Consider the following 23,105-nt stretch of genomic DNA (forward strand, 5'->3'; position numbering starts at 1 on the left):
AGGGAGCTGAACGCTATATGGAACAAACGTACACCGCTGAAGAATTCAAAGAGAAGATGTACTCGAATTTAAAGGTACGCCCGAGTGATTCCGTTATCCTCATGTGCTCCATCTTTATCGCGTCAATCGGATTGAATATGAACTCCATCCCCATCATTATCGGGGCCATGTTGATTTCGCCGCTCATGACGCCTATCCTGAGTATCGGGCTCGCCTTGTCGCTCTATGACATGAAACTCCTTCGAGCGGGTGTGCGTTTGTTGCTCGTCCAAGTCGCGGTCAGTCTCACCGTCGCGACCATTTATTTCGCTATCTCGCCAATTACCTATGCAAGTAATGAAATCATTGCCCGGACCGAACCGACGATTTGGGATGTCATCATCGCTTTCGCTGGGGGGACCGCCGGCATCATCGGGGCACAAAAGAAGATGAGTAACAACATCGTCCCGGGTGTCGCCATCGCGACCGCCTTGATGCCCCCGCTCTGTACGGTCGGCTATTCGATTGCGACGTGGAACGTCGATTATTTGATCGGGTCGAGTTATCTCTTCGTCATCAACTGTGCGTTCATCGCCATTGCGACGTTCATCGGCGTCAAGTTCATGGGCATCTCGCAAGTGTTGACGAAACAAGACGCGAACCATAAAAAATCAATCGACTTCACATTGCCTTGTCTGTCCTAATCGTCGTCCCAAGTATCTTCTCGGCCGCTACGCTCGTTCAAGACAGCATCGTCCGGACGGGAATCAACAATTTCATCGAAGAAGAGTTTTCAGACGCCATTATTATCAGTCAGGACTATCAGGAAGATGATGATTTGCTTCTCGTGACGACGAGGGGGAAACGGTTGACCGAGGAAGAACTCGCCGACATCGAATCGCGCCTGCCGGACTATGGGCTACATGCGATTGAATTGTCCGTGACACAAGTACCGGATCTGAACGGTTTATCTGGAGAACAGGCAGCACGCATTTTACAAGACTATCTCGAAAGTCGCCTGCAACAGTTCAACCTGTTCGACAGCCGTCAAATCGATTTAGAGGACTTGCCGTTCGAACTGCAAAATGAGATGAATTAGTATTTCGATTATTTTTAATTATGTATTGGTGATTGAAAATGATTTCTTTATATGAGCTAGATGATCATCACATTTCCCTTTCATTTAAAAGGTAACTGGAATCTCAGAATGATTGAAGTAAAATAGACGTACATGACTATTGATGATCGTGATACACGAAGCGATTAACTTAAACTAGTTTACCGGAGGAGTTTTCATGTTTCTAAATGTACTTTTATTTTTTGAGATTTCAATAGTCTTATGTATGGTCCTTGCTCTGTACAAATTTAAACGTAAGCAATTTTCTAGTGATTTACTTTTTTTGTTTTTGGAAGAAAAAAATAGAATGCAGCTTGAAACTAAAAATATTGAAAATACAAAATATCATAAAGTTAAAAATTTATTGGTGCTGCAAGCTCTTAATATATGGATATTGCTTGCTACATTAAATTATATGATTATAAGTAACGATGGTAGAAGTGAGATGAATTTAATTGTTGTCTTCTTCTTAATTCTTAATCGATATGTAGTGAATTTTTTTGTAGAGAAGAGTCTAAACTAAGTAGTGCAAAACCGTGTTGCTTGAAATCTGAATTCTCTTGAGTATCAGTCATAAAAGAATAAAAAAACAAATAGCAGAAATAACTCGAATTCAGTAGAGTTATTTCTGCTATTTTTCATATCAAGTGAATAAAATAATCCTGAAACGTCATTTTTCCAAAGCGCCCGAATTTCTTATGGTAAGCCTATTGATTGGAAAAAATTCAGTAATCATTTTACTCGTTAGTTCGCAAGCGGATGTTTCAAGAGATAGTCTTCGATTTGATCAATCGTTTCTTTCAACACGTCGTCTGCGAATGGAGACTTGAGGCCTGCCAGTTCGACGAGTTCGAGGAACGAACGGCTTCCGCCTGCCTGACAGAGCGTGAGGTAATCGCTCCATGCCGCTTCGCGGTCTTCATGCATGCGCACCCAGAACTGGAATGCACATACTTGTGCGAGCGTATAGTCGATATAGTAGAACGGGCTTTGGAAGATGTGACCTTGTTGGTGCCACCATGCGCCCGATTCGAGATAGTCGTTCGTCTCATAATCGCGGTGCGGGAGATATACCTTCTCCAAATCGCGCCATGCCTGACGACGCTCGGCTGCTGTCATCTCAGGGTTGCGGTAGACGACGTGTTGGAACTCATCGACGAGCACGCCATACGGAAGGAACGTCATGCTACCGGCCAAGTGATTGAACTTATACTTGTCGACTTGGTCGCCGAAGAAGAGCTCCATCCATGGCCAACAGAAGAATTCCATCGACATCGAGTGAATCTCGCACGCCTCATACGTCGGGAAGGCATATTCCGGTGTCGTCAAATGACGGCTCTCATACACTTGGAAGGCATGACCGACTTCGTGCGTGAGCACGTCGATGTCGCCGGCCGTCCCGTTGAAGTTCGAGAAGATGAACGGAAGCCCTTCAGACGGCAAGTACGTGCAGTATCCGCCGCCAGATTTCCCTGGTTTCGCCGTCAAGTCGAGGGCGCCGCGTTCCTGCATGTACTGGAAGAACTCGTCCGTTTCATTTGAGAGTTCACGATACATCTTGTTTCCGCCTTCGATGATGAACGACTCATCCCCTTGTGGTGTCGCGTTACCGTCTGGGAAGACGAACGACTCGTCATAGTAATAGAGGTGGTCGACACCGATTCGTTTCGCCTGCTTTTCTTTCAAAGCAGATGCGAGTGGGACGATGACGTCACGGACTTGTTTCCGGAAGTTGTCGACCATCGACTCGTCATAGCCGACACGCTGCATCCGTGCATAACCGAGTTCGACGAACGACGGGAAGCCGAGCGCATGAGCGATTTCCGTACGGACGCGTACGAGTTCCCCATAAATGCGGTCGAGCTCGTCGCCGTTGTCAGAAAGGTATGTATAGCGGGCGACAGATGCGGCTTTTCGGATATCACGGTCTGGTGATTGAAGATACGGACCGAACTGTGACAAGTTGAGCGTCTTGCCGTCAAATTCGATTTGCGCAGCGGACATGACTTTTTGATAAGCTGTCGCGAGGCGATTTTCTTCCTGTAATTTCGGGATGAGTGACTCCTCGAACGTTTCGAGTGCGCGTTCGGCGAGCGAGAACAATTGGCTGCCCCATTCCGCTTCGAGTTCAGTGCGAAGCTCGTGGTTCGTCAAGACGCGATAGTACGCTTGAATCTCCTTTTCATAGACCGGAAGTGCGTCGTCAAAGAAGGCTTGTTCTTCCTCGTAAAACGAATCGCGTGTGTCGACCGAATGTCGGATCGCGACGAGCTGACTTTGTGTCTCAAAGTCGTTCCGTTCCTTGTTGATTTGGCGAATGAGTTCGTTCGCTTCCTCGAGTGTGCTGGCTTGCTGTAATTCGGCAGAATAGTCCGACAATCTGCTGTTCAAAGCGTCCAAGTCGGGCCGTTCATATGACAATTTTGTGAAAGTCGTCATTGTAAGCGCCTCCATCGTGTGAAATTTTTACAAAGTGTAAAAAGGGCTTGCAAAAGCGATTGCACACTCGTATTCTTACGATGTGTAAAACGATTTCGCACTACCTTATTACAACTATACCGTTAATGGGGTAGGGATTGAAGTATTAGCTTTTCGGGTATAAAAGTGGAGACTTCGATTCAATAGAACATGTTGGAGGGATTAAGCTATGGGATTCTTTAAAAAACTTTTTGGTGGTAAAGAAGAACAACTCAACGCGGTTTCACCGCTTACAGGAAAGGTCGTCGACATCACGAACGTACCGGACCAAGTATTCTCACAAAAAATGATGGGTGACGGGATTGCGATCGAGCCGACAGAAGGAAAAGTCGTCTCACCGGTCAGCGGAACAATCGCGACAGTCTTCCCAACGAAACACGCGATCGGCATCAACGCGGACAACGGTGCGGAATACTTGATTCACATCGGTTTGGACACGGTCAACCTAAAAGGTGAAGGCTTCGAGACACACGTCACAGAAGGGCAATCTGTCAAAGCAGGCGACCCACTCGTCACGTTCGACCTCGACTTCATCAAAGCGAACGCGCCATCAACGATCACTCCGATCATCATCACGAACCACGACAGCTTCGGCGTGAACAAACTTGTCGCAGAAGGCGACACGGTGACAGCTGGATCTTCGGAAGTCGTCGAATTGACAAAGAAATAAGGAGACGACCCATGACTCGGGAGCTTAGGCTTCCGAGTATTTTTTTGCGAATGCGGGAATTATAATGAAGAGAGGGAAGGGGGAATTGAGATGGATGGAAAAAATGCACCATACCGGGGATACGGGGATCGGATACGAATATTACGGGAACGGGCTGGATTGTCGATTGAGACGCTTGCGGAACGGATTGGCGTCGCCCCGTACTTTATCCGACGTACCGAACTGAGTGAGGTCTATCCGACCATGCCTTACATAGAGGCGCTCGCAGACGCTTTGCAAATCGACCCGAACTATTTGGCCCGCCATATTTGGACGGGAGAGTCACTCAAGGTACTCATGCGAGGAAAAGTACCGGAACTCGAACAGATGAAGCTCGCCTATGAAGAAGCGATGCACGGGAAGTCCGTCGAGGAGATGCAACGGCAACTCGAAGAACGGATGCGCATCTTTGACCTAATGCACGAAGAAGAGTTACATCGCATTTTCAAAGAAGACGAGGAACCGACGTCACACCATGCACTCGAAGCGCTCGTCGATGCGGTGCTTGACCTCGGACGGTCACATGACACGACGCGTCACATCGTCCCGTTCGCTCGCTATGTGGAACGTCTCGTCCCAGACCAATTCGCGGATAACTCATTTCAGTACGCAGAGTATGGCGTCGTTGACAAATCGTATAAATTGCAATGACCGTAGAGCATTCTACGGTTTTTTGTGCACAAAAAAGTGACCAGGAGAATCTCCCGGTCACTTCAATCAGCGCATCGGACGCGCTTCGTAGCGTACTTTTGGACGTGTGCCGGCGAGTAAGAAGCCGAGCACGATATTCAAGATTGTGAGCACCCATCCGACATAACCGAATGTGTAGGCAAGACTCGCCAGCATCGTTTGCCAGTCGAGCAATGCTGCTGCGTCCCCGCGGAATGTGAAACGAATGACGGTGAAGCCAATGAGTGTCGCTGCAGTAATCATGATGCCGATCCATGCGCCACCGAAGCGGGACGTTTGAGAGCGTCTGCTGACCGGATACCAAAACGCGAGCGTTCCGATGAACGCACTGCCTGCATAGGCAAGCAGGATTTGCCATAACGCATCCGCGTCTAAGAAGACGGTATAACAGATGAACGTTGTGAGCGTCGTCATAAACGTAAAGATTAAGGCTGCGAGTAATCGTGATCGCATAGTTCGTTTTCCTCCTCATTTTGCACATTCTTTAGAGTAAACGAAAACGAATTTGCTGTAAACGTTATTGACGGTTTTGTAATATTTGTCGCCATTGTTTAATGGCGTTCGTTCCATAGAACAAGACGCCGCCACGATAGAATTTCGAGCCGATCCACAACGTGACACCGATCGTTCCGATGAGTAACCCGATCGAGAGCGCCACTTCCCATACGGCCACATCGACGAGCATGACACGAAGGAACATGAGCATCGGAGCGAAGAACGGGACGAATGAGAGGATGGTCACGATGGTCGCATCCGGGTTGTTCAAACCGAACATCGCGACTAAGAATGCGGCGACGAGGAGCATGATGACCGGCATGACCATTTGTTGTGACTCTTCGACTCGGCTGACGAGTGAGCCGAGGACGGCGAAGAGTGAGGCGTACAACAAGTATCCGAGCAAGAAGAACACGAGTAGATAGATGACGGCCCGTGCGTTGCCGGCGTTCTCGATGACCGTCGTCGCCAGCTCGCTACCACTCGCACTCACATAACCAAACCCGAGGAAGATCCCGATTTGGATGAGGGCAAGCGTTCCGATGGCGGTCACTTTCGCAAGCATATGGGTCACCGGATGAGTCGTCGAGATGATGAGCTCCATGACACGCGATGACTTCTCCGTCGTCACTTCTGTTGAAATCATCGATCCGTACGTGATGATCGAGATGTACAAGAGCATCAACATGACGTAAACGAGCGCCGAGGACGAGAGGAGTTCATCCGAGTTCTCTCCACCGCGTCCGAGATAGGACTCGTCGAGTTGGATCGGTTCGCTGAGGGCAGCGATGACGGCCGGGTCGACATCGGACGATTCGATCAATTCCGCATTGCGCAACTGTTGTAAGGATGTTTGCAAGAGAGTCGTGAACTCCTGTTCCGGGCGTTCGGAGATGACGCGGGCATCATAGCCGTCAACAAAGGCGACGACCCCATACTCTCCGTCATTGATGCCGGCCCGCGCCTCTTCTTCCGTGATTTCGCTAGAGGCGACGTCTTCATAGCCGAGGGACTTCATCGTGTCGACGAGTTCTGTGTTTTCAGATACGACGAGAGCACTCGCCTGTTCAGAGTCCTCGAAGGAGGACATGATGCGGTCGATGTTCGTGAACCCGAATATGAACAGGATCGTCAACGCCGTCGAGATGAGGAATGCTTTCGAACGAATTCTCGATTTGAGTGTGAACGCATAGAGCGGTCCAAAGTTATGAAACATGCTGTCCGACCTCCTTGATGAAGATGTCATTGAGTGATACCGGTTGACGCATGAACGTCTTCACGTTCGCCTGATGACGGACGAGCGCCGACAGGACGGTGTCACTATCTTCGAAAGAATGCAAGCGTACGAGATGACCGGATTTGTAGGGCTCGATTGTCTCCACGACTGGGAGCGACTCGAGAATGTGAATCTGGTCCGTTTCAATGAAGAGGGCAGGCTCTTCGTATCTTGACTTGATTGTCGGGACGTCACCGCTCACGACGGCACGGCCACCTTTCAAGATGCCGACGTGTTGACACAATTCTTCGACATGCTCCATTCGATGACTCGAGAAGACGATGGTCGTCCCGGCGTCACGCAATGCGAGAACTTCACGCTTCAGAATTTCGACGTTGACCGGGTCGAGCCCGCTGAACGGTTCGTCTAAGATGACGAGTTCCGGGTTATGGAGCAGGGCGGCGACGAGTTGGATCTTCTGTTGATTCCCTTTTGATAGCTGCTCGACACGCATCGTCTCATATTGAGGAATTTCGAGGCGTTCGAGCCACGACTTGACCGCGCGTTTGGCGTCGCTCCCGCGCATGCCCTTTAGGCTTGCGAGAAAGACGAGCTGTTCACGAACTTGGGATTTCGGATACAGGCCACGTTCCTCGGGCAAATAGCCGACGATGCGATGGTCGACCGCCTTGCCGTTCCACGTGATACTTCCATCGGTCGGTTTCAGGATGTCGAGGATCATGCGGAATGTCGTAGTCTTTCCAGCACCGTTTGCACCGAGCAGACCAAACATTTCCCCTTGTGGGACGAGGAATGTGAGGTCGTCGACAGCTTTGAAGTCACCGAATTCCTTGGTGACGCGTTCGATATGTAATGCCATATTCTATTCCCTCCTTAGAATGTCTCTTCTTCTATCGTACGCCACCTTGAGCAAAAAGTTTCACTTTTTCTGGTAAATGATTTATCTTGAAATCAAGATAATAAAAGGAGGATGACAATGAAAACGCAGTCTACGGGAATCCATCACATTTCGTCGATGGTACAAGACCCACAACGTACGCTAGATTTTTATGGACAGGTGCTCGGTCTCCGCTTCGTGAAGCAGACCGTCAATTTTGATGACCCGGGCACGTATCATCTCTATTTTGGGGACGAAGTCGGGACACCGGGAACGGTGATCACGTTTTTCCCGATCCCGGGATTAGGGAAAGGGCAGGTCGGGAGCGGCCAAGTCGGCGTGACGACTTATCTCGTACCGGCAGGAAGTTTACCGTTCTGGGAAGAAAGACTACAACAGCACGGGATCTCGACCGTCGCCACTGAACGTTTCGGTGAGGCGTCTCTCTTGTTCGAGGACCCGGACGGACTCGTCGTCGAACTCGTCGCCCGACCGAGCTCTAAACAGACACGTTGGGTCATCCCCGGTATCACAGAACGTGAAGCGATTGTCGGATTCGCCGGAGCGACTTTGTTGTCAAAAGCGCCGGACGAGACCGTGCGCTTGTTGACGGAACTGTTCGGCTTTGAAAGGGTCGCAGAGGATGATGAGTGGGTCCGTTTGAAAGGGTCAGCCGATTACGGGAACGTCATCGATGTGAAGAAAACGATTTTACCGAACGGGGTCCCTGGGACGGGAACGGTTCATCACATCGCGTGGCGCATTTCTGACGGAGAACATTATCCGACCTGGCAAGATGCCATCTTTGACCTTGGGTTAAGACCGACCGAAGTGAAAGAACGGAACTACTTCCGCTCCGTCTATTTCCATGATGCCGGTCGCATCCTGCACGAACTCGCGACGGACGTACCTGGATTCACCGTGGACGAATCCGTTGACACGCTTGGTGAGACGTTGCGCTTACCGCCATGGCTCGAAGCGGACCGAGATAAAATCGTCCGCACACTATCAACAATCACGATCCCGAGAGGAGAACGCATATGATTCATCAATTCATTCAAGGTACCAAAGAGACGACACTCGTTTTATTACACGGAACTGGAGGGACCGAGCAGGATTTGATTCCGCTCGCGAAAGAACTGTCGACCGAGGCGAACATCTTGACGCTTCGAGGGGATGTCATCGAAAACGGGATGTCCCGTTTCTTCCGTCGTCACGCGGAAGGGGTGCTCGACCTTGAAGATTTAAAGAAACAGACAGAGCGCTTCCTTCAGTTTTTAGATGAAGCGGCGACAACGTATGGTATCGACCGAGACAAGATGATCCCGCTCGGCTACTCGAACGGGGCGAATTTGATCGGGTCGGCGCTTTACCGTCATCCGGCGTTCACTGCTTCACTCCTATTCCACCCGATGGTACCGGACCGTTCATTGACGCTACCTGACTTGTCAGGGTCGAACGTGTTCATCTCGGCTGGCGAACGCGACCCGATTTGCCCGAAAACAGAAACAGAAGAGCTGACATCGACACTCCGAAGCGCGGGAGCGGACGTCGAGCTCTTCTATCACTCGGGGGGACATGAACTTCGCATGGAAGAAGTCGAGGCAGCACGGACATGGATTGCCGCATACCTCGACTGATTCATTCAAGCCATTTTTTTCGGTTTGTTCGGACGAGAATAGACAACGAGGACACCTCGGTCAATCAAATAGGCGGCGAATAAACGTTTCGCTTCCTCAGCACGCACAGTTCGGTCGATTTGGATATACAATCGGCCGAGCTTTTTTTGTGAGGTGCGCGTGAGCAACCAAATCGAGTCGAGCGTATACTGCCAACTTTGGAGCGTGTCGCCACCGATGTATAAGTAGCGGTTTTGGGTGCGCTCGAGTAAGTAGTTGAGCCACCAGACGTCACGAGCCAGTTTAGCGCAGACACCGAGCACGAACGTGAGACCGAGGAAAGCCATGCTAGATAAGACAGGATGAATGGCAGAGAACCCGTTGCGGACTGACTCGAAGGCGACAAGGAGCAATCCGACGGAAAAGACGCTGACGAACCACCAGAATCCGAAGTTAGAGAATGAACGTTTTGGGTCGTGCACCATATGATGTCGATTCCGGATGATCGATGCCATTCTCTCCACCTCCTTTATTAGAATATTCTGAATATTTAGTAACACCACTATACTATACTGTACCCAATCCCGTCTATTTGAATACGCGCACAACATGCTGAATCGTGAGGATTTTTTGACGTTTCGGCTTGCATTCTTCGAATTATGGGAATGATGACAATGAAGACATGAAAATTTTGTTGAAACGTAATTTCACTTTGTGGAGGAATCGCTTATGATAGGTGAGGGAATTTTCCATGACCTTCATGGATTCTGTCTATAAAGAGAACGTGAAAACATGAAGGTCAGCTTCATTGCAGTCATCATAGAGAACTAGAGGGAATGTTATGAGAAATTATTGGTATGACAATATTAAAGGAGTACTCGTCCTACTCGTCGTCTTCGGACACTTGTTGACAGATGTCCGCGGCGCTTATGACGACATTTTACCAAAGTGGGTGTATCTGTTCCTGTATACCTTCCACATGCCGTTGTTTATCATGTTGAGCGGTTACTTTTATCGGGAGAACCGCTATTTGCGCGTGATCCAGTTATTCGTGGTCTATGTCATTTGGCAGGTCATCCTAGGGTCATGGTTCGCGTTTACAGAAGGGATTCCGATTTTCTCACTTGAAAATCCAGGACTGAATTTGTTGAAGCCATACTGGGCGCTTTGGTATCTGATGGCCATCATTTTCTGGTACATCATCACCCCGTACGTGACACAACTGAAGGGGTACGTGTTGTATGCACTATTATTCGCGCTCCTGTTCGGATTCCAAGCCGAGGCGACGGGGTATTTCGCGTTACGTAAAGTCATCATGTTCTATCCGTTCTTCTTGATCGGGAACTGGATGTCCGAGCGCAATACGCTCAACTTCTTTGAGCTACCGAAACGGGCCGAGCACCGGAACCGATACCGCATCGGCGGGGCGATCGTTTTCACCACGCTCACACTGGGGCTCTTGGTCTCCATGCGCGTCCAACAAGACGATACGTTCTACCATATCGGCAACTTGTTCAAATTCCGTTTCGCCTATGACACGGCCGTCCCTGAGGCGATGTGGAGCGGTCCGTTCGCCTTCTTGATCGTCTATACGGTGTCGCTCCTCATGTCGATCAGCTTCGCGCTCATCATCCCGGGACGACAGCTGCCGATTTTCTCGCGTGCCGGACAGTATAGTCTGTACGTCTATCTCGTCCACGTCTTCTTTGTCGTCGCCTGGAAGGCGTTCATACCGGCAGGATTCATGCCGACATCTTGGATGCAACTGCTCGTCTTGTTCGGGGTCGCCTTTGTGATGGTCCTCGTGATTATCAGTCCACCGATGGTCCGTCTCTTGCGTCCGCTCGTCGAGATTGACGTGAAGCGTGTCCAAAATACGAAGGGTGTAAAAGGGTAAAGTCTTTTCTAAACGCAACATTTCCGCTACACTTTATTAAGAAGAAACGAAACTAGAGTTAAGGAAGTGACCCTATGCCATACGAAAATGGAATGCACAGCACAGAAGGCGACGTGAACGTATCACGTCACGTCGTTGAAATGATTGCCGCGGTCGCGGTCAAAGAAACGAAACACGTCTCGTTCACGCAAGAAGATACGAAATTGTCAGAGCGTGCGCTCATGAAACATGTGAAAGTCGATGAGTCGGACGAAGGTATCACCATCAACCTATCGCTTTACATCGCGTACGGACAGTCGATCATCAAAACGGTGACGGCCGTCCAAGAGCGCATCACGCAAGATATGGACACGATGCTTGCGATGACACCACGTTCTGTGAACGTGAAAGTGGTCGGGATTCAGCTGTGATAAGGAAGGGGAGAGCACAGGCTCTTCTCTTTTTTTTGATTTTTGCGAAAACGGTTGCATCAAGATAACGTTTTCATTTATAATAGAAATCGAACAAGTGCAACCGTTTGCATCATTGACCAAACGTGCGACGGGTACTTGTCAAGTTCCCTAAATGTAGTCTGACGACACAAGCATTTGAAGGAAAGGCGGAAAGCATGTATGTCAACGATTGAAGCAGTGATTTTCGATTTGGACGGTGTCATCACTGACACGGCAGAGTACCATTACCTCGCTTGGAAGCAGCTCGGTGAAGAGCTCGGAATTCCATTTGACCGCGAATTCAACGAAACGCTCAAAGGCGTGAGTCGGACTGAGTCGCTTGAGCGGATCCTTACGCTCGGCGGTAAACAGAACGATTTCACACCGGAAGAGAAAGAAGAACTCGCACAAAAGAAAAACGAGCACTACGTTGAACTCATTCAACACATCTCATCCAACGATCTTCTTCCTGGTATCGTTTCATTCCTCGATGAAATCAAAGAGGCGGGACTCAAAATCGGAATGGCTTCTGCATCAAAGAACGCATTTGCGGTCGTTGATGCACTTGGTGTCCGCCATTACTTCGACCATATTGTCGATGCAGCAACTGTCGCCCAGTCAAAACCACACCCCGAAGTGTTTTTGAAGGCCGCTTCTGCCCTTGGCGTGAAACCCGAACTCGCCATCGGCGTTGAAGACGCGGCTGCCGGCGTAACTGCAATCAAAGCGGCAAATATGTTTGCTGTCGCCGTCGGAGAAGAATCGATGCTTGGTCATGCAGACCTCATCGTCGCTTCTACTGACGAACTTTCGCTTGAACGCATCCTCGAACGCGTTCACGTGTAAATGACTACAATCATCTTCCGTGAGACGGCGACTGCCCCGAACAGTCGTCGTCTTTTTTGAGTCAAAAGTCCTAAATAGACAGAATTGCCCAAAAAGAGATGACAAACACATTACAAATCCGTTACACTTTTATAGAAGATATAGAGGGATTATTAGGAATTACTGATTTAAATTAGGGAATTCCAAATTATAATTGGATGTAGAAGGGGATTTGTGTATGGAATCTACGAATGTCAATGACCACATTTATCGAGAATTGATGGAAATTGAGGAGTCGTATCGTCAATTGCAACGACGTGCCGAGTATTTGATTGCGGAATTGAGTCGAGATAAAGAAGAGAAGGACCCAATGACTGACGCGTCAAAACGCCTACGTCCACGCCGTGTGAACCAGCGTTATCCGCTCGAGGTGTACGTTCATCAAGTGACGGATCTATTGAAGGAGCGTCAGACGATGAGTGTGCGTGATATTCAAATGGAACTTGAACTCCGTTACCGTCATCACATCAGCAACATTTACCAATTGATGGTGAAGATTGAAGGGGTCAACCCGGAAATCAAAAAAATTGGTCGCGGCTTGTATACATACGAACCGACAGAAGAAGTGGCAGCGACACTTTCATAATCCAGAGCCGATGGGGAACGCCTCATCGGCTTTTGTTGTAAACGGACTGATATCTACTCATGAATTCAAAATATGATATAATTCGCCAGAGTCTATTTTTTTGAGAGAGGAACTGTCGGCCCATGCTATGGATTGCCATGTTGGTCAGTTTTGTGATGGCCATCTTGATTACACCGCTCGTTCGTCGATTCGCATTTTTCATCGGTGCGGTCGATCATCCGAACGCACGAAAAGTACATTTACGGACGATGCCACGAATCGGGGGTCTTGCGATTTTTATCGCATTCTTCATCGGCTATGCCTTGCTGCTTCCGACGAGTCGTTATAATGATGCCATCTTGATTGGGGCTGTCGTGATTCTCCTTACCGGACTGATCGATGACCGGTTCCAACTATCGGCCCGCGTCAAGCTGATGGGACAGATGATTGCGACGGTCGTCGTCTTGAACTCGGGGATGCGAATCGAACTCATCAATCTTCCGTTCGACCAGCAACTCTACCTCGGGTCATGGAGCATCCCGATCACCGTCCTCTGGCTGATTGGGATCACGAATGCCATCAACTTGATAGACGGTCTTGATGGACTCGCCGCGGGTGTGTCGAGCATCGCCCTCGGGACGATTGCTGTCTTGGCCATCATTCAGGGAAACGTCTATTTGACGATGATGGCTCTCTTGCTCCTTGCAAGCACGCTCGGGTTTCTCGTCCATAATTTCTACCCGGCGAAAATCTTTATGGGCGATACGGGGGCACTGTTCCTTGGATATATGCTCGCTGTCTTCTCGCTCATCGGATTTAAGAACGTGACGTTGTTCTCGCTCGTCGTTCCGGTTCTCTTGCTCGGGTTACCGATTTCGGATACGATCTTCGCCATCGTGCGTCGACTCGTCCAGGGTCGACCGCCGATGTCGCCAGATAAATCGCATATGCATCACCAGTTGATCGATATGGGCTTCACGACACGGCAAGCGGTCCTACTTATGTACGGGATGACCTTATTCTTTGGCATCTCATCCATCTTGTTCGCCAAGACGACGATGCTCGGTGCGGTCATCACGTTCATCGTCGTGTTAATTGTCATCGAATTGATCGTGGAATCGACTGAACTGATTCATCCGAACTATAAACCAATCATTCGCACGTCCCGACGACTGCTCGGTCGACCGCGAACCTAAATAATAGCCAGTATCGCCGCGCGATACTGGCTATTATTTGTTTTAGTACGTGATCGTTTCGGTCATCGAATCGTCCGTTTCATCGGTTGACGGTTCGTCCGCCGTGACGGGCATCCCGAGCTCCGTCTGGAGAAGGGCCTGGGCGTCACGAAGGTCAGCCGGGTCGATTTCATAATAGTAGACCCCGTTCAGCGTCAAATCAGTCCCTTCGAGTGTTTCGCGGTTGAACGACTTCAGCGACTTTGCGTAAGGCTGAAGTTGTGAGGCCTCTGACAACGTCATGTTCGTCCGGATGTTCTCGCCGACGGCATTCATGATCCGGTTCAGCTTCGTAAACGAGTTGATGGTCGTCGCCTCATTGATGATGGCCTCGATGACTTGCTGTTGTCGACCGGCTCGACCGATGTCGCCGGCAGGGTCTTGCTTCCGCATCCGAGCGTAAGCGAGTGCTTCTTTTCCGTTTAAGACTTGAACGCCAGGCTCTAGCTCGACATTTCCGGTCGCTCTACCGGAGATAGGGATGAGGACGTCAATCTCGACGCCACCAACCGCATCGACCAAATCTTCGATTCCATCAAAGTTAATGGTTGCATAGTAATCGATCGGGATGTCGAGCAAGTTCTCGACGGTCGCGATGGTCGTGTCGATGCCTCCGTAAGCATATGCATGGTTGATCTTGTCTTTGAACGGATCCTCATCGTCGATGATGATGTCGACATACGAGTCACGTGGGATGCTGACGAGCGTCACTTGCCGCGATTCCTTGTTGAACGTGGCGACCATGAGCGAATCGGTCCGTCCTTCCTCGAGCGAGGCGCCGCCATCGACTCCTGCTAACAGGACGGAAAAGTGATCTTTCGTCAAGTCGATGGTCTCGTCGCGACGTTCTGACTTGTCACCACGTTCCAACGCCTTGTTCGCGTTTTCGGCGGTTTCATTCGCTTTGAAGACAAAATAGCCGAAAGCGGAACCACCGATCAGCAATACGACACCCAACACGATGAGGACAATTTTCCAAGGTGATCTTTTCTTGCGTGGGGGTGTTTCCATGTTGTTTCCTCATTTCAGTCGTTTCTTTTAGTATAGGCGTTTCAACGCTTGAAATCACGTTCGATGATGCGGATTGTATGAGTTTGAAGCTGACCTTGACCGTTCGTCATGTCTGTTAGCCAAGCGAGCGCCTCCTCTGTTTGTTCCACGGGGACCGACACATGAAACGTGACGAGGTCTGCGTAGATGATGTCATCGAGCAGGTAGCTAGACTGTCTCAACTCATTTTCGACTTTCCCAATCCATGTATAGTCGACGGTGAGTGTCAACTGTTGCATCGGTAGACGCTCGACGATGCCGATCGCATCAAGTCCTTCGCTCACGGTCCCACCGTAGGCGCGAATGAGTCCGCCGCCACCGAGCTTGATTCCACCGAAATAACGTGTCACGACGACGACCGTATCTTTCAAGTGACGTTTGCGTAACACCTCGAGCATCGGCATGCCGGCCGTACCGCTCGGCTCACCGTCGTCATTCGCTTTCTGGTGCTCGTTTCGTTCCCCGATGATGTAGGCGGAACAGTTATGGTTTGCGTTCCAATGCTCTTTCTTAATGGCTTGGATGAACGTCTGCGCCTCTTCCTCGGTTTCGACACGTTTGAAATGAGCAATAAATTTTGATTTTTGGATAACGACTTCGTATGTTCCACTTTGTTTTATAGTATAATTTGACTCAATAGACATTTCTGAAAATTCTCCTTTCTATTTTTGAATATTTTTTTTAGAATTCAAGTAGGCACATATGCTATTTATAGCGAATGGAATTATAGAAAATCTCTCATGTCCGCTGTAAACCTGTTTAGAGTGGGACGATATATAAGAATAGATGAGGATTAACTACCGAACTATTAGGGGATGGCATCGTGAATCATATTACCGATCGGACAGCTTTAGAACATATCATAACAAATATGATTGAAACGGTGACGGAAAGTAAAGAGGAGATTGTCCGTATAACCGAAAGTTCTGCAACTGAATATTCAGCAATTCAAAACGAGTTAAAAGAATTGACGGATAAAATCGAGTTCTACATCGAGGAGTCCGATCGACTCGACCGACTCGTGAAAGCTGCAAAGGCCAAGCTCGTTCAAGTCAGCAAAAAGTTTCATATACATAGTGAGCAAGAAATTCGTGAAGCCTACGAACGGGCGAATCAAATGCAACTCGAGCGTTTTCTTGTTCAAAAAGAAGAGATGGCGGCACAGCAACGTCGGAACGACTTAGAGCGTCGTCTGCTCATCTTAGAGGATACGATTGAGCGTGCCGAAAAGTTGATCGGTCGAGTGAGTGTCGTCTTGAACTTCTTACGGGACGACCTACAGCAAGAGTATTCGGATATGATGAAGAAGCAAGAGATGGCCATCGGTGTATTCGAAGCGGCCGAGCGTGAGCGACGCCATCTCGCCCGCGAGATGCACGACGGTCCAGCGCAATCGCTTGCTCATATTTTGATACGGGCCGATCTGATTGAAAAGACGTTTGACAAACGAGGAAAAGACGAGGCGTTTGCCGAATTACATGAATTGAAAAAGTTGATTCGTGGGGCACTCGTCGACGTCCGTCGTTTGATCTATGATTTACGTCCGATGTCGCTTGACGATTTAGGCTTTTTGCCGACGCTCGAGCGCTATCTCCATCAAACGGAGGAGTATACGGCGATCAAGACACGTCTCAACTATCGGGGGTCGCGTGCGCGATTACCCGAGAAGCTGGAGATTAACGTGTTCCGTCTCGTTCAAGAATCGGTCCAAAATGCGATCAAACATGCAAAAACAGCCGAAATCATCGTCAATGTCGAGCAGGCGAGCGATGTGATTCACATTCACGTCCGCGACTACGGTGTCGGGTTTGAACCGAGCGCGATTGGCGAAGAGTCGTTCGGGATTGTCGGAATGCGCGAACGAATTGAATTGGTGAACGGAAGCATCACCATTGACTCGGAAGTCGGCAAAGGGACGGTCGTCCGGATGTCGATTCCGATTCCGTGAGAGAACAAGGGGGAAGACATACATGGAAATGACACAGACACGCATTGCAATCGTGGATGATCACGAACTGTTCCGTGAAGGATTGAAGCGGATTTTTGATTTAGAGGATGAATTTAAAGTTGTCGCCGAAGGGCGCACGGGTCGTGAAGCGATTCGCATCGCGGGCGAGCAAAAACCAGAAATTTTGATCATGGATATCAACATGCCAGACATGAACGGGATTGAGGCGACAAAGCAACTGTCACTCCTGTCACCAGAGACACGTGTCCTCATTCTTTCAATCCATGATGATGAGTCGTATATCACGCATGCGCTTGAAGCGGGGGCATCAGGCTTCTTGTTGAAAGAAGTCGCATCGACAGAATTGATCTCGGCAGTCCGTGCCGTCGCAAAAGATGGGGCGTACCTTCATCCGAAAGTGACGACGAACGTACTGAAGGAGTACCGTCGCCTCTTGCAATTCAAAGGGGAACAAGCGGGACGTGGCGTCGAGAGCCGTACGGATGACCCGGTCTATCAATTGTTGTCGCGCCGTGAAGTCGAGGTGTTACACCTTCTCGCAGACGGTCGCTCGAACCGAGACATCAGTGACATGCTCTTTATCAGTGAGAAGACGGTCAAAAACCACGTCTCTTCCGTGCTTCGTAAAATGGACGTGAACGACCGGACACAAGCCGTCGTGGATGCGATTCGCCGGGGTTGGGTCGAGATTTGAGCGTCACCGATGCTTTACCTCGTTTTTGTGTTACAATATGGAATGGAATCCTAACATAATTGGAAAAATGAAACGACGTAAAGTGAGGATATAGTATGGGAAACATTGCGATTTTAACCGACAGTACCGCCTATCTGTCGGATGATTTTTTGGCGCGACATGACGTCCATGTCGCACCACTCAGTGTCATCTTCGATGGCGCGTCGTACCGCGAGTCGATTGATATGTCGACCGAGGCGTTTTATGAGCGTATCGAGGCGGGTAACCTGCCGACGACGTCGCAACCGGTCATTGGTGAGACGGTCGAATTGATTGAGAGCTTGCCGGACGATGTGACGGACGTGATTGCGATCACGCTCTCCAGTGGAATCAGCGGAACGTACCAATCGATGGTCGCGCTAAATGACATGGTCGACGTGACGGTTCATGCGTTTGACTCAGAGATTTCGTGTATGCCGCAAGCGTTCATGGTCGAAGAGGCCCTTCACCTCCGTGACAACGGGGCGACACCGGAAGAAATCATCGCCCGACTTGAAACGGTCCGTGATTCGATTCGCGCGTACTTCGTCGTCGATGACCTCGACCATTTGCAACGCGGTGGACGGTTGAGCGCGGCGCAAGCGCTCGTCGGATCGTTCTTACAAATCAAGCCGGTCCTTCATTTCCAGGATAAATTGATCGTCCCGTTCGAGAAGATTCGGACGTACAAGAAGGCTGTGCGCCGAATCGAAGAGATGATGGACGAATCGATTGCCGGGGACGGTGAAGGCTACTGCATCGGCATCATTCACGCCAACTGCCCGGAGCGTCAGGCGGAAGAGATCGCTTCGATGAAACAGAAGTTCCCGAAAGCACACATCTCGGGAAGCCATTTCGGTCCCGTCATCGGAACGCATCTCGGACCTGGTGCAATCGGCATCACGTGGTATCGTCGCGAATGGTAAGAGAGACGACCGTCTAAGGTCGTCTTTTTCAATGGAGGAGGGAATGTGATGGCGAAATATCGCCAAATCTTTGAGCGTCTGGCAGAAGAGATGCGAAATGGAACAAGACCCGCTGACTCAAAGCTTCCGTCTGAGACCGAGTTGATGCATCAGTTCGAGGCCAGTCGGGGAACCGTCCGAAAAGCGCTCGATCTTTTACAGGAAAACGGGTATGTCCGGAAGCATCACGGAAAAGGCGTGTTCGTATTGAAACGGGACCAGATCGAGTTTCAATTCAACGGCATCGTCAGTTTCTCAGAAGTGTACGCGAGCATGCTCGGTCGTTCCATTCAGACCCACGTCGCTTCGTTTGAAGAGATGGAGGCCCCGACTTGGCTCGCCGAACGGATGAACTTGGCGGCAGGGACGCACGTGTTTCGCATCGAACGGGTCCGGAACTTTGACGGGGAGAACGTCATTTTAGACATCAACTATTTCGTCAAAGACCTCGTCCCTGGATTAACAGAAGAGATTGCGGCTCGTTCGATTTATGGATATATCGAAGGAGAGCTCGGCTTACAGATCAGCTACGCCAAACGAAAGATTGCAGCAGAAGACGTGACCGAACTCGACCGGAAGCGGCTCGACTTGCATGATTACGAATATGTCATCGTCATCACGAACGATACGTTCTTATATGAAGGGCAACAATTTGAATACACGGAGTCACGTCACCGATTGGACAAGTTCCAGTTCAGTGATGTCGCCCGGCGCTAAAACCTCTTTCGTACAGGAAGAGGTTTTTTGTTTGAGTGAAGGTGAGATAGGGAAAATTTGACAATATAGAAGACACATAACCTTCACGTTTAACTTATCTATATAAGTTGTTGACTTAACTTATATAGATAAGTTATACTTTGTTTGTACTCATAAGTAACCGTTTTCATTTACAATTTTCAAACAAAGGAGGACATTCAACATGAAGGCAGATTATCGTCAAATTGCCGCTGAGATCTTAGAAGCGATCGGGGGCAAAGACAACGTGGACAAGGCCGCGCACTGTGTGACGCGTCTACGTCTCTCCCTCAAGGATCAATCAAAAGTCGATGAGGCACGCGTGAAAGAAATCGACCTCGTCAAAGGGGCGTTCGAGAACTCCGGCGTGTATCAAATCGTCATCGGAGCCGGCGATGTCGATCGCGTCTATGCCGAGTTCATCAAGCTCGCTGGACTTGAGGCGGCGACGGTCGCCGAGGTCAAATCTGCGGGCGGCAAAAAAATGAATCCGCTTCAAAAACTCGTCAAAGTCTTCTCTGACGTCTTTATGCCAATCATTCCAGCCATCATCGTAGCCGGTCTCCTTATGGGGATCAACAACTTACTTGCATCGGAAGGTCTCTTCATCGAAGGACAAACGCTCATCGAGGCGTATCCGAACCTACAAGGACTTTGGGATCTCATCAACATGATGGCGAATACGTCATTCGTGTTCTTACCTGCACTCGTCGGTTGGTCGGCGACGAAACGATTCGGTGGGAGCGAAGTACTCGGGATCGTCATGGGTCTCTTGCTCGTTCACCCGGACCTCTTGAATGCATGGGGCTACGGAACGGCAGCACTTGAAGGAGAAGTACCGACGTTTGATATCCTCGGACTCTTCGAAATCGAGAAAGTCGGCTACCAAGGTCAAATCTTGCCGGTACTCGCCGCTGCCTATATCTTGAGCCAAATCGAGATGTTCTTGAAAAAACGTGTACCGAACGCCATCCAACTCTTGGTCGTTCCAATCACAACAATCGTTGTCACAGGATTCCTCGCACTCGCAATCGTTGGACCGGTCACTCGTGGAATCGGGAACGTGATCGCGACAGGACTCGTCAACACGTTCGAAGCCGTACCGGTCGTCGGGGCACTCCTCTTCGGATTGTTCTACGCGCCGCTCGTCGTCACCGGGATGCACCACTTGTTCATCGCCATCGACCTTCAATTGATCGCCGATACAGGCGGTACGTTCATCTGGCCGATGATCGCACTCTCAAACATTGCTCAAGGTTCGGCCGCACTCGCGATGTTCTTCGTCTACAAGCACAACGCGAAACAAAAGAGCATGGCATCGACTTCAGCCATCTCGGCTTATTTCGGAATCACAGAGCCGGCCATGTTCGGGGTCAACTTACCAAATAAATTCCCGTTCTACTCTGCGATGATCGGGTCGGCAATCGCTGCTATCTTTATCACATTGAACGATGTGCAAGCAATCGCCATCGGTGTCGGAGGACTCCCTGGATTCCTCTCCATCTTCACAGATAAGATCCTTCTCTTCATCGTGGGCATGGTCATCGCGATCATCGTTCCGTTCGCGCTCACATTCATCTTGTCGAAGCGTTACATGAAGAAAGGTGAACTTGAAGAAAACAAAGTCGCATAAGTAATGACTCGGGAGGGAGGGACGGCAGTTCTTCCCTCTTTCCTATTGAAATGAAAACTCTTACAAAAAGGAGATGTCGTTGATGACACAGAAAAATTGGCGCAAATCAGTCGTCTATCAAATTTACCCGAAAAGTTTTTACAGTCCGGAAGGGAACGCGACCGGATCGATTAAAGGGGTGACGGCGAAGCTGGATTACTTGGCAGAACTCGGCATCGAATACATTTGGATGACGCCTGTCTATCAGTCACCTCAACACGATAATGGCTATGACGTGAGTGATTACTATGCCATCGACCCGTCTTACGGGACGATGGAAGACCTCGATGAATTGATCCGTGAGGCAGAGGCGCGGGGCATTGGCCTCATGATGGACATCGTCGTCAACCACTCATCGACCGAACACGAATGGTTCCAAAAATCATTGGCGGGAGACGAGCGGTACCGTGATTACTACATCTGGCGCGACGAACCGACGAACTGGGAATCGAAGTTCGGCGGAAACGCGTGGGAATATGATGAGAAGAGCGGGCAATATTATCTCCACTTGTTCGACGTGACCCAGGCCGACTTGAACTGGGAGAATGAACAGATGCGCGAGGACGTCTACGAGATGATGCGGTTCTGGCGTAAGAAAGGAATCAAAGGATTCCGTCTCGACGTCATCAACCTCATCTCGAAAGAACAGGACTTCCCAGAAGACGCGTCGGACGGGCGCAAATTCTATACGGACGGTCCACGCATCCACGAATATTTAAAAGAGATGAACCGAGAAGTATTCGACGGGCATGACGTCATCACGGTCGGAGAGATGTCTTCGACGACGCTCGACCACTGCGTCCGCTATTCAAACCCGGACGAGAACGAGCTCAGCATGACGTTCAGCTTCCATCACTTGAAAGTCGACTACCCGAACGGAGAGAAGTTCGTCGCTGCACCGTTCGATTTCATTCAATTGAAAGACATCATGTCGACGTGGCAACGCGGGATGCACGGGAAAGGATGGAACGCCATCTTCTGGTGCAATCACGACCAACCGCGTGTCGTCAGCCGTTTCGGGAATGACACGAACCATCGCGTCGAGAGCGCGAAGATGCTCGCGACCGTGCTCCATGGCCTTCAAGGGACACCGTATATCTATCAAGGGGAAGAAATCGGGATGACGAATCCTGGCTTCGACTCGCTCGATGAATATCGGGATATCGAGACGCTCAATATCTACAAGTTGAAGCGGGAAGAGGGCGTGTCGCACGAAGACATGATGGCCGCCATCAAACAGAAGTCACGCGACAACTCGCGGACGCCGATGCAGTGGGATGCGACGACGCATGCCGGCTTCACGAGCGGCACGCCGTGGATCAACGTGGCACCGAACTATGAGGACGTGAACGTCGAGACGGCGCTCCGTGACCCGAACTCGGTGTTCTACCACTATAAACACTTGATTGCATTACGGAAAGAACTTGACGTCTTGACGGATGGGGACTACACGCTTCTCACACCTGATTCGTTGGACGTTTGGGCATATACACGGAAGACCGATCGCGAGGAGCTTCTCGTCGTCGCCAACTTCTATGGAACCGAAACGACGTACACGATTCCGGAAGGGTTCGAGCGGGTGAACGTCGTCAGCCACAACTACGACGTGCCTGAGCTCGATGGGACGACGTTGTCCCTTCGTCCGTACGAGGCGATCATGTTCTACAAACAGAAATAACAGGTGGGACCCGACGCTTTCGTCGGGTCCTGTTTGTGTAGTTGACCTATGTTGTTTTAGATAAGTCGAATCGCATTTACATAGCCGTTTTGGTAGCGTGAGGACAAAAA

24 protein-coding genes are annotated in these 23,105 nt (G+C 49.9%); 17 read left to right on the top strand and 7 right to left on the bottom strand.

The genetic code is table 11. From position 1 onward, the window contains the following. The first annotated feature begins 17 nt into the window (after nt 1-17). Nucleotides 18-683: a TIGR00341 family protein gene (locus tag KD909_RS15525; protein ID WP_249199072.1), complete on the top strand. Its 666-nt coding sequence runs from the start codon at nt 18-20 to the stop codon at nt 681-683. After that, entirely contained in the window at nt 671-1,078 is a 408-nt protein-coding gene (locus KD909_RS15530) for a hypothetical protein (protein ID WP_249199073.1), read from the top strand. Before KD909_RS15525 ends, KD909_RS15530 begins: the two co-directional genes overlap by 13 nt. Before the next feature lie 762 nt (nt 1,079-1,840). On the opposite strand, the gene KD909_RS03905 is transcribed toward KD909_RS15530, so the two are convergent. Continuing rightward, nucleotides 1,841-3,535, bottom strand: coding sequence for a M3 family oligoendopeptidase (locus KD909_RS03905; RefSeq protein ID WP_211782457.1), 1,695 nt, complete (start codon nt 3,533-3,535; stop codon nt 1,841-1,843). Between the two features lie 208 nt (nt 3,536-3,743). On the opposite strand from KD909_RS03905, the gene KD909_RS03910 reads away from it, so the two are divergent. Continuing rightward, the gene (locus tag KD909_RS03910; RefSeq protein ID WP_012727005.1) at nt 3,744-4,244 is read left to right on the top strand and encodes a PTS sugar transporter subunit IIA; all 501 of its coding nucleotides are present in this window, start codon (nt 3,744-3,746) and stop codon (nt 4,242-4,244) included. 90 nt (nt 4,245-4,334) lie between these two features. Further along, nucleotides 4,335-4,934, top strand: coding sequence for a helix-turn-helix domain-containing protein (locus tag KD909_RS03915; RefSeq protein ID WP_012727004.1), 600 nt, complete (start codon nt 4,335-4,337; stop codon nt 4,932-4,934). Between the two features lie 66 nt (nt 4,935-5,000). On the opposite strand, the gene KD909_RS03920 is transcribed toward KD909_RS03915, so the two are convergent. The 3 genes from KD909_RS03920 to KD909_RS03930 all read right to left on the bottom strand — a co-directional run bounded on the left by KD909_RS03920 (nt 5,001) and on the right by KD909_RS03930 (nt 7,564). Continuing rightward, entirely contained in the window at nt 5,001-5,426 is a 426-nt protein-coding gene (locus KD909_RS03920; RefSeq protein ID WP_196431038.1) for a hypothetical protein, read from the bottom strand. 64 nt (nt 5,427-5,490) lie between these two features. Then, a complete protein-coding gene (locus tag KD909_RS03925; protein WP_012727002.1) occupies nt 5,491-6,684 on the bottom strand; it encodes an ABC transporter permease in 1,194 nt (397 codons plus the stop codon). Beyond that, nucleotides 6,674-7,564, bottom strand: coding sequence for an ABC transporter ATP-binding protein (locus KD909_RS03930; protein WP_211782458.1), 891 nt, complete (start codon nt 7,562-7,564; stop codon nt 6,674-6,676). Before KD909_RS03930 ends, KD909_RS03925 begins: the two co-directional genes overlap by 11 nt. Nucleotides 7,565-7,681: 117 nt before the next feature. Between KD909_RS03930 and KD909_RS03935 the strand changes: the two genes are divergently transcribed. Both KD909_RS03935 and KD909_RS03940 read left to right on the top strand, forming a co-directional pair. Then, nucleotides 7,682-8,626 carry a ring-cleaving dioxygenase gene (locus KD909_RS03935; RefSeq protein WP_211782459.1) on the top strand — a complete coding sequence of 315 codons (945 nt, stop codon included), beginning with the start codon at nt 7,682-7,684 and terminating at the stop codon, nt 8,624-8,626. Continuing rightward, nucleotides 8,623-9,222, top strand: coding sequence for an alpha/beta hydrolase (locus KD909_RS03940; RefSeq protein ID WP_211782460.1), 600 nt, complete (start codon nt 8,623-8,625; stop codon nt 9,220-9,222). Before KD909_RS03935 ends, KD909_RS03940 begins: the two co-directional genes overlap by 4 nt. Before the next feature lie 5 nt (nt 9,223-9,227). On the opposite strand, the gene KD909_RS03945 is transcribed toward KD909_RS03940, so the two are convergent. Then, complete coding sequence (locus tag KD909_RS03945) at nt 9,228-9,716, bottom strand: hypothetical protein (RefSeq protein WP_012726999.1); 489 nt, start codon at nt 9,714-9,716, stop codon at nt 9,228-9,230. Nucleotides 9,717-10,042: 326 nt separating this feature from the next. Here KD909_RS03945 and KD909_RS03950 point away from each other — a divergent pair, with 326 nt between their 5' ends. From KD909_RS03950 to KD909_RS03970, 5 genes are all read left to right on the top strand, one after another. Further along, the gene (locus KD909_RS03950; RefSeq protein WP_012726998.1) at nt 10,043-11,098 is read left to right on the top strand and encodes an acyltransferase family protein; all 1,056 of its coding nucleotides are present in this window, start codon (nt 10,043-10,045) and stop codon (nt 11,096-11,098) included. A gap of 74 nt (nt 11,099-11,172) precedes the next feature. Further along, nucleotides 11,173-11,508: an Asp23/Gls24 family envelope stress response protein gene (locus KD909_RS03955; protein ID WP_012726997.1), complete on the top strand. Its 336-nt coding sequence runs from the start codon at nt 11,173-11,175 to the stop codon at nt 11,506-11,508. A gap of 201 nt (nt 11,509-11,709) precedes the next feature. Continuing rightward, nucleotides 11,710-12,375, top strand: a complete 666-nt coding sequence (gene pgmB / locus KD909_RS03960) for a beta-phosphoglucomutase (RefSeq protein WP_211782461.1) — start codon at nt 11,710-11,712, stop codon at nt 12,373-12,375. 217 nt (nt 12,376-12,592) lie between these two features. After that, nucleotides 12,593-13,000 (top strand): Rok-like winged helix domain-containing protein, encoded by a 408-nt coding sequence (locus tag KD909_RS03965; RefSeq protein ID WP_012726995.1) that lies wholly within the window; start codon nt 12,593-12,595, stop codon nt 12,998-13,000. A 122-nt stretch (nt 13,001-13,122) separates the two neighbouring features. Beyond that, nucleotides 13,123-14,175, top strand: coding sequence for a glycosyltransferase family 4 protein (locus KD909_RS03970; RefSeq protein WP_012726994.1), 1,053 nt, complete (start codon nt 13,123-13,125; stop codon nt 14,173-14,175). 42 nt (nt 14,176-14,217) lie between these two features. On the opposite strand, the gene KD909_RS03975 is transcribed toward KD909_RS03970, so the two are convergent. Both KD909_RS03975 and KD909_RS03980 read right to left on the bottom strand, forming a co-directional pair. Beyond that, on the bottom strand, nt 14,218-15,225 hold the full coding sequence (locus KD909_RS03975) for an LCP family protein (RefSeq protein WP_211782462.1): 1,008 nt from the start codon (nt 15,223-15,225) through the stop codon (nt 14,218-14,220). Between the two features lie 41 nt (nt 15,226-15,266). Continuing rightward, complete coding sequence (locus KD909_RS03980; protein ID WP_211782463.1) at nt 15,267-15,908, bottom strand: YigZ family protein; 642 nt, start codon at nt 15,906-15,908, stop codon at nt 15,267-15,269. A 179-nt stretch (nt 15,909-16,087) separates the two neighbouring features. Here KD909_RS03980 and KD909_RS03985 point away from each other — a divergent pair, with 179 nt between their 5' ends. From KD909_RS03985 to treC, 6 genes are all read left to right on the top strand, one after another. After that, nucleotides 16,088-17,212 (top strand): sensor histidine kinase, encoded by a 1,125-nt coding sequence (locus KD909_RS03985; protein ID WP_012726991.1) that lies wholly within the window; start codon nt 16,088-16,090, stop codon nt 17,210-17,212. 22 nt (nt 17,213-17,234) lie between these two features. Beyond that, on the top strand, nt 17,235-17,927 hold the full coding sequence (locus KD909_RS03990; RefSeq protein ID WP_305826685.1) for a response regulator transcription factor: 693 nt from the start codon (nt 17,235-17,237) through the stop codon (nt 17,925-17,927). 95 nt (nt 17,928-18,022) lie between these two features. Beyond that, a complete protein-coding gene (locus KD909_RS03995) occupies nt 18,023-18,871 on the top strand; it encodes a DegV family protein (RefSeq protein ID WP_012726989.1) in 849 nt (282 codons plus the stop codon). Nucleotides 18,872-18,916: 45 nt separating this feature from the next. Further along, the gene (gene treR, locus KD909_RS04000) at nt 18,917-19,627 is read left to right on the top strand and encodes a trehalose operon repressor (RefSeq protein WP_211782464.1); all 711 of its coding nucleotides are present in this window, start codon (nt 18,917-18,919) and stop codon (nt 19,625-19,627) included. A gap of 202 nt (nt 19,628-19,829) precedes the next feature. After that, nucleotides 19,830-21,278, top strand: coding sequence for a PTS system trehalose-specific EIIBC component (gene treP / locus KD909_RS04005; protein WP_211782465.1), 1,449 nt, complete (start codon nt 19,830-19,832; stop codon nt 21,276-21,278). 82 nt (nt 21,279-21,360) lie between these two features. Then, nucleotides 21,361-22,995 (top strand): alpha,alpha-phosphotrehalase, encoded by a 1,635-nt coding sequence (treC, locus tag KD909_RS04010; protein ID WP_211782466.1) that lies wholly within the window; start codon nt 21,361-21,363, stop codon nt 22,993-22,995. Nucleotides 22,996-23,105: the final 110 nt, after the last annotated feature.

This window comes from Exiguobacterium sp. PFWT01 (genome assembly GCF_018255795.1).
Classification (GTDB): domain Bacteria; phylum Bacillota; class Bacilli; order Exiguobacteriales; family Exiguobacteriaceae; genus Exiguobacterium.

Excerpts from the sequence above, each read along its gene's own strand:
- KD909_RS15525 (WP_249199072.1), top strand. The coding sequence starts at position 18 with ATGGAACAAACGTACACCGCTGAAGAATTCAAAGAGAAGATGTACTCG.
- KD909_RS03905 (WP_211782457.1), bottom strand. The coding sequence starts at position 3,535 with ATGACGACTTTCACAAAATTGTCATATGAACGGCCCGACTTGGACGCT.
- KD909_RS03910 (WP_012727005.1), top strand. The coding sequence starts at position 3,744 with ATGGGATTCTTTAAAAAACTTTTTGGTGGTAAAGAAGAACAACTCAAC.
- KD909_RS03915 (WP_012727004.1), top strand. The coding sequence starts at position 4,335 with ATGGATGGAAAAAATGCACCATACCGGGGATACGGGGATCGGATACGA.
- KD909_RS03920 (WP_196431038.1), bottom strand. The coding sequence starts at position 5,426 with ATGCGATCACGATTACTCGCAGCCTTAATCTTTACGTTTATGACGACG.
- KD909_RS03925 (WP_012727002.1), bottom strand. The coding sequence starts at position 6,684 with ATGTTTCATAACTTTGGACCGCTCTATGCGTTCACACTCAAATCGAGA.
- KD909_RS03930 (WP_211782458.1), bottom strand. The coding sequence starts at position 7,564 with ATGGCATTACATATCGAACGCGTCACCAAGGAATTCGGTGACTTCAAA.
- KD909_RS03935 (WP_211782459.1), top strand. The coding sequence starts at position 7,682 with ATGAAAACGCAGTCTACGGGAATCCATCACATTTCGTCGATGGTACAA.
- KD909_RS03940 (WP_211782460.1), top strand. The coding sequence starts at position 8,623 with ATGATTCATCAATTCATTCAAGGTACCAAAGAGACGACACTCGTTTTA.
- KD909_RS03945 (WP_012726999.1), bottom strand. The coding sequence starts at position 9,716 with ATGGCATCGATCATCCGGAATCGACATCATATGGTGCACGACCCAAAA.
- KD909_RS03950 (WP_012726998.1), top strand. The coding sequence starts at position 10,043 with ATGAGAAATTATTGGTATGACAATATTAAAGGAGTACTCGTCCTACTC.
- KD909_RS03955 (WP_012726997.1), top strand. The coding sequence starts at position 11,173 with ATGCCATACGAAAATGGAATGCACAGCACAGAAGGCGACGTGAACGTA.
- pgmB (WP_211782461.1), top strand. The coding sequence starts at position 11,710 with ATGTCAACGATTGAAGCAGTGATTTTCGATTTGGACGGTGTCATCACT.
- KD909_RS03965 (WP_012726995.1), top strand. The coding sequence starts at position 12,593 with ATGGAATCTACGAATGTCAATGACCACATTTATCGAGAATTGATGGAA.
- KD909_RS03970 (WP_012726994.1), top strand. The coding sequence starts at position 13,123 with ATGCTATGGATTGCCATGTTGGTCAGTTTTGTGATGGCCATCTTGATT.
- KD909_RS03975 (WP_211782462.1), bottom strand. The coding sequence starts at position 15,225 with ATGGAAACACCCCCACGCAAGAAAAGATCACCTTGGAAAATTGTCCTC.
- KD909_RS03980 (WP_211782463.1), bottom strand. The coding sequence starts at position 15,908 with ATGTCTATTGAGTCAAATTATACTATAAAACAAAGTGGAACATACGAA.
- KD909_RS03990 (WP_305826685.1), top strand. The coding sequence starts at position 17,235 with ATGGAAATGACACAGACACGCATTGCAATCGTGGATGATCACGAACTG.
- KD909_RS03995 (WP_012726989.1), top strand. The coding sequence starts at position 18,023 with ATGGGAAACATTGCGATTTTAACCGACAGTACCGCCTATCTGTCGGAT.
- treP (WP_211782465.1), top strand. The coding sequence starts at position 19,830 with ATGAAGGCAGATTATCGTCAAATTGCCGCTGAGATCTTAGAAGCGATC.
- treC (WP_211782466.1), top strand. The coding sequence starts at position 21,361 with ATGACACAGAAAAATTGGCGCAAATCAGTCGTCTATCAAATTTACCCG.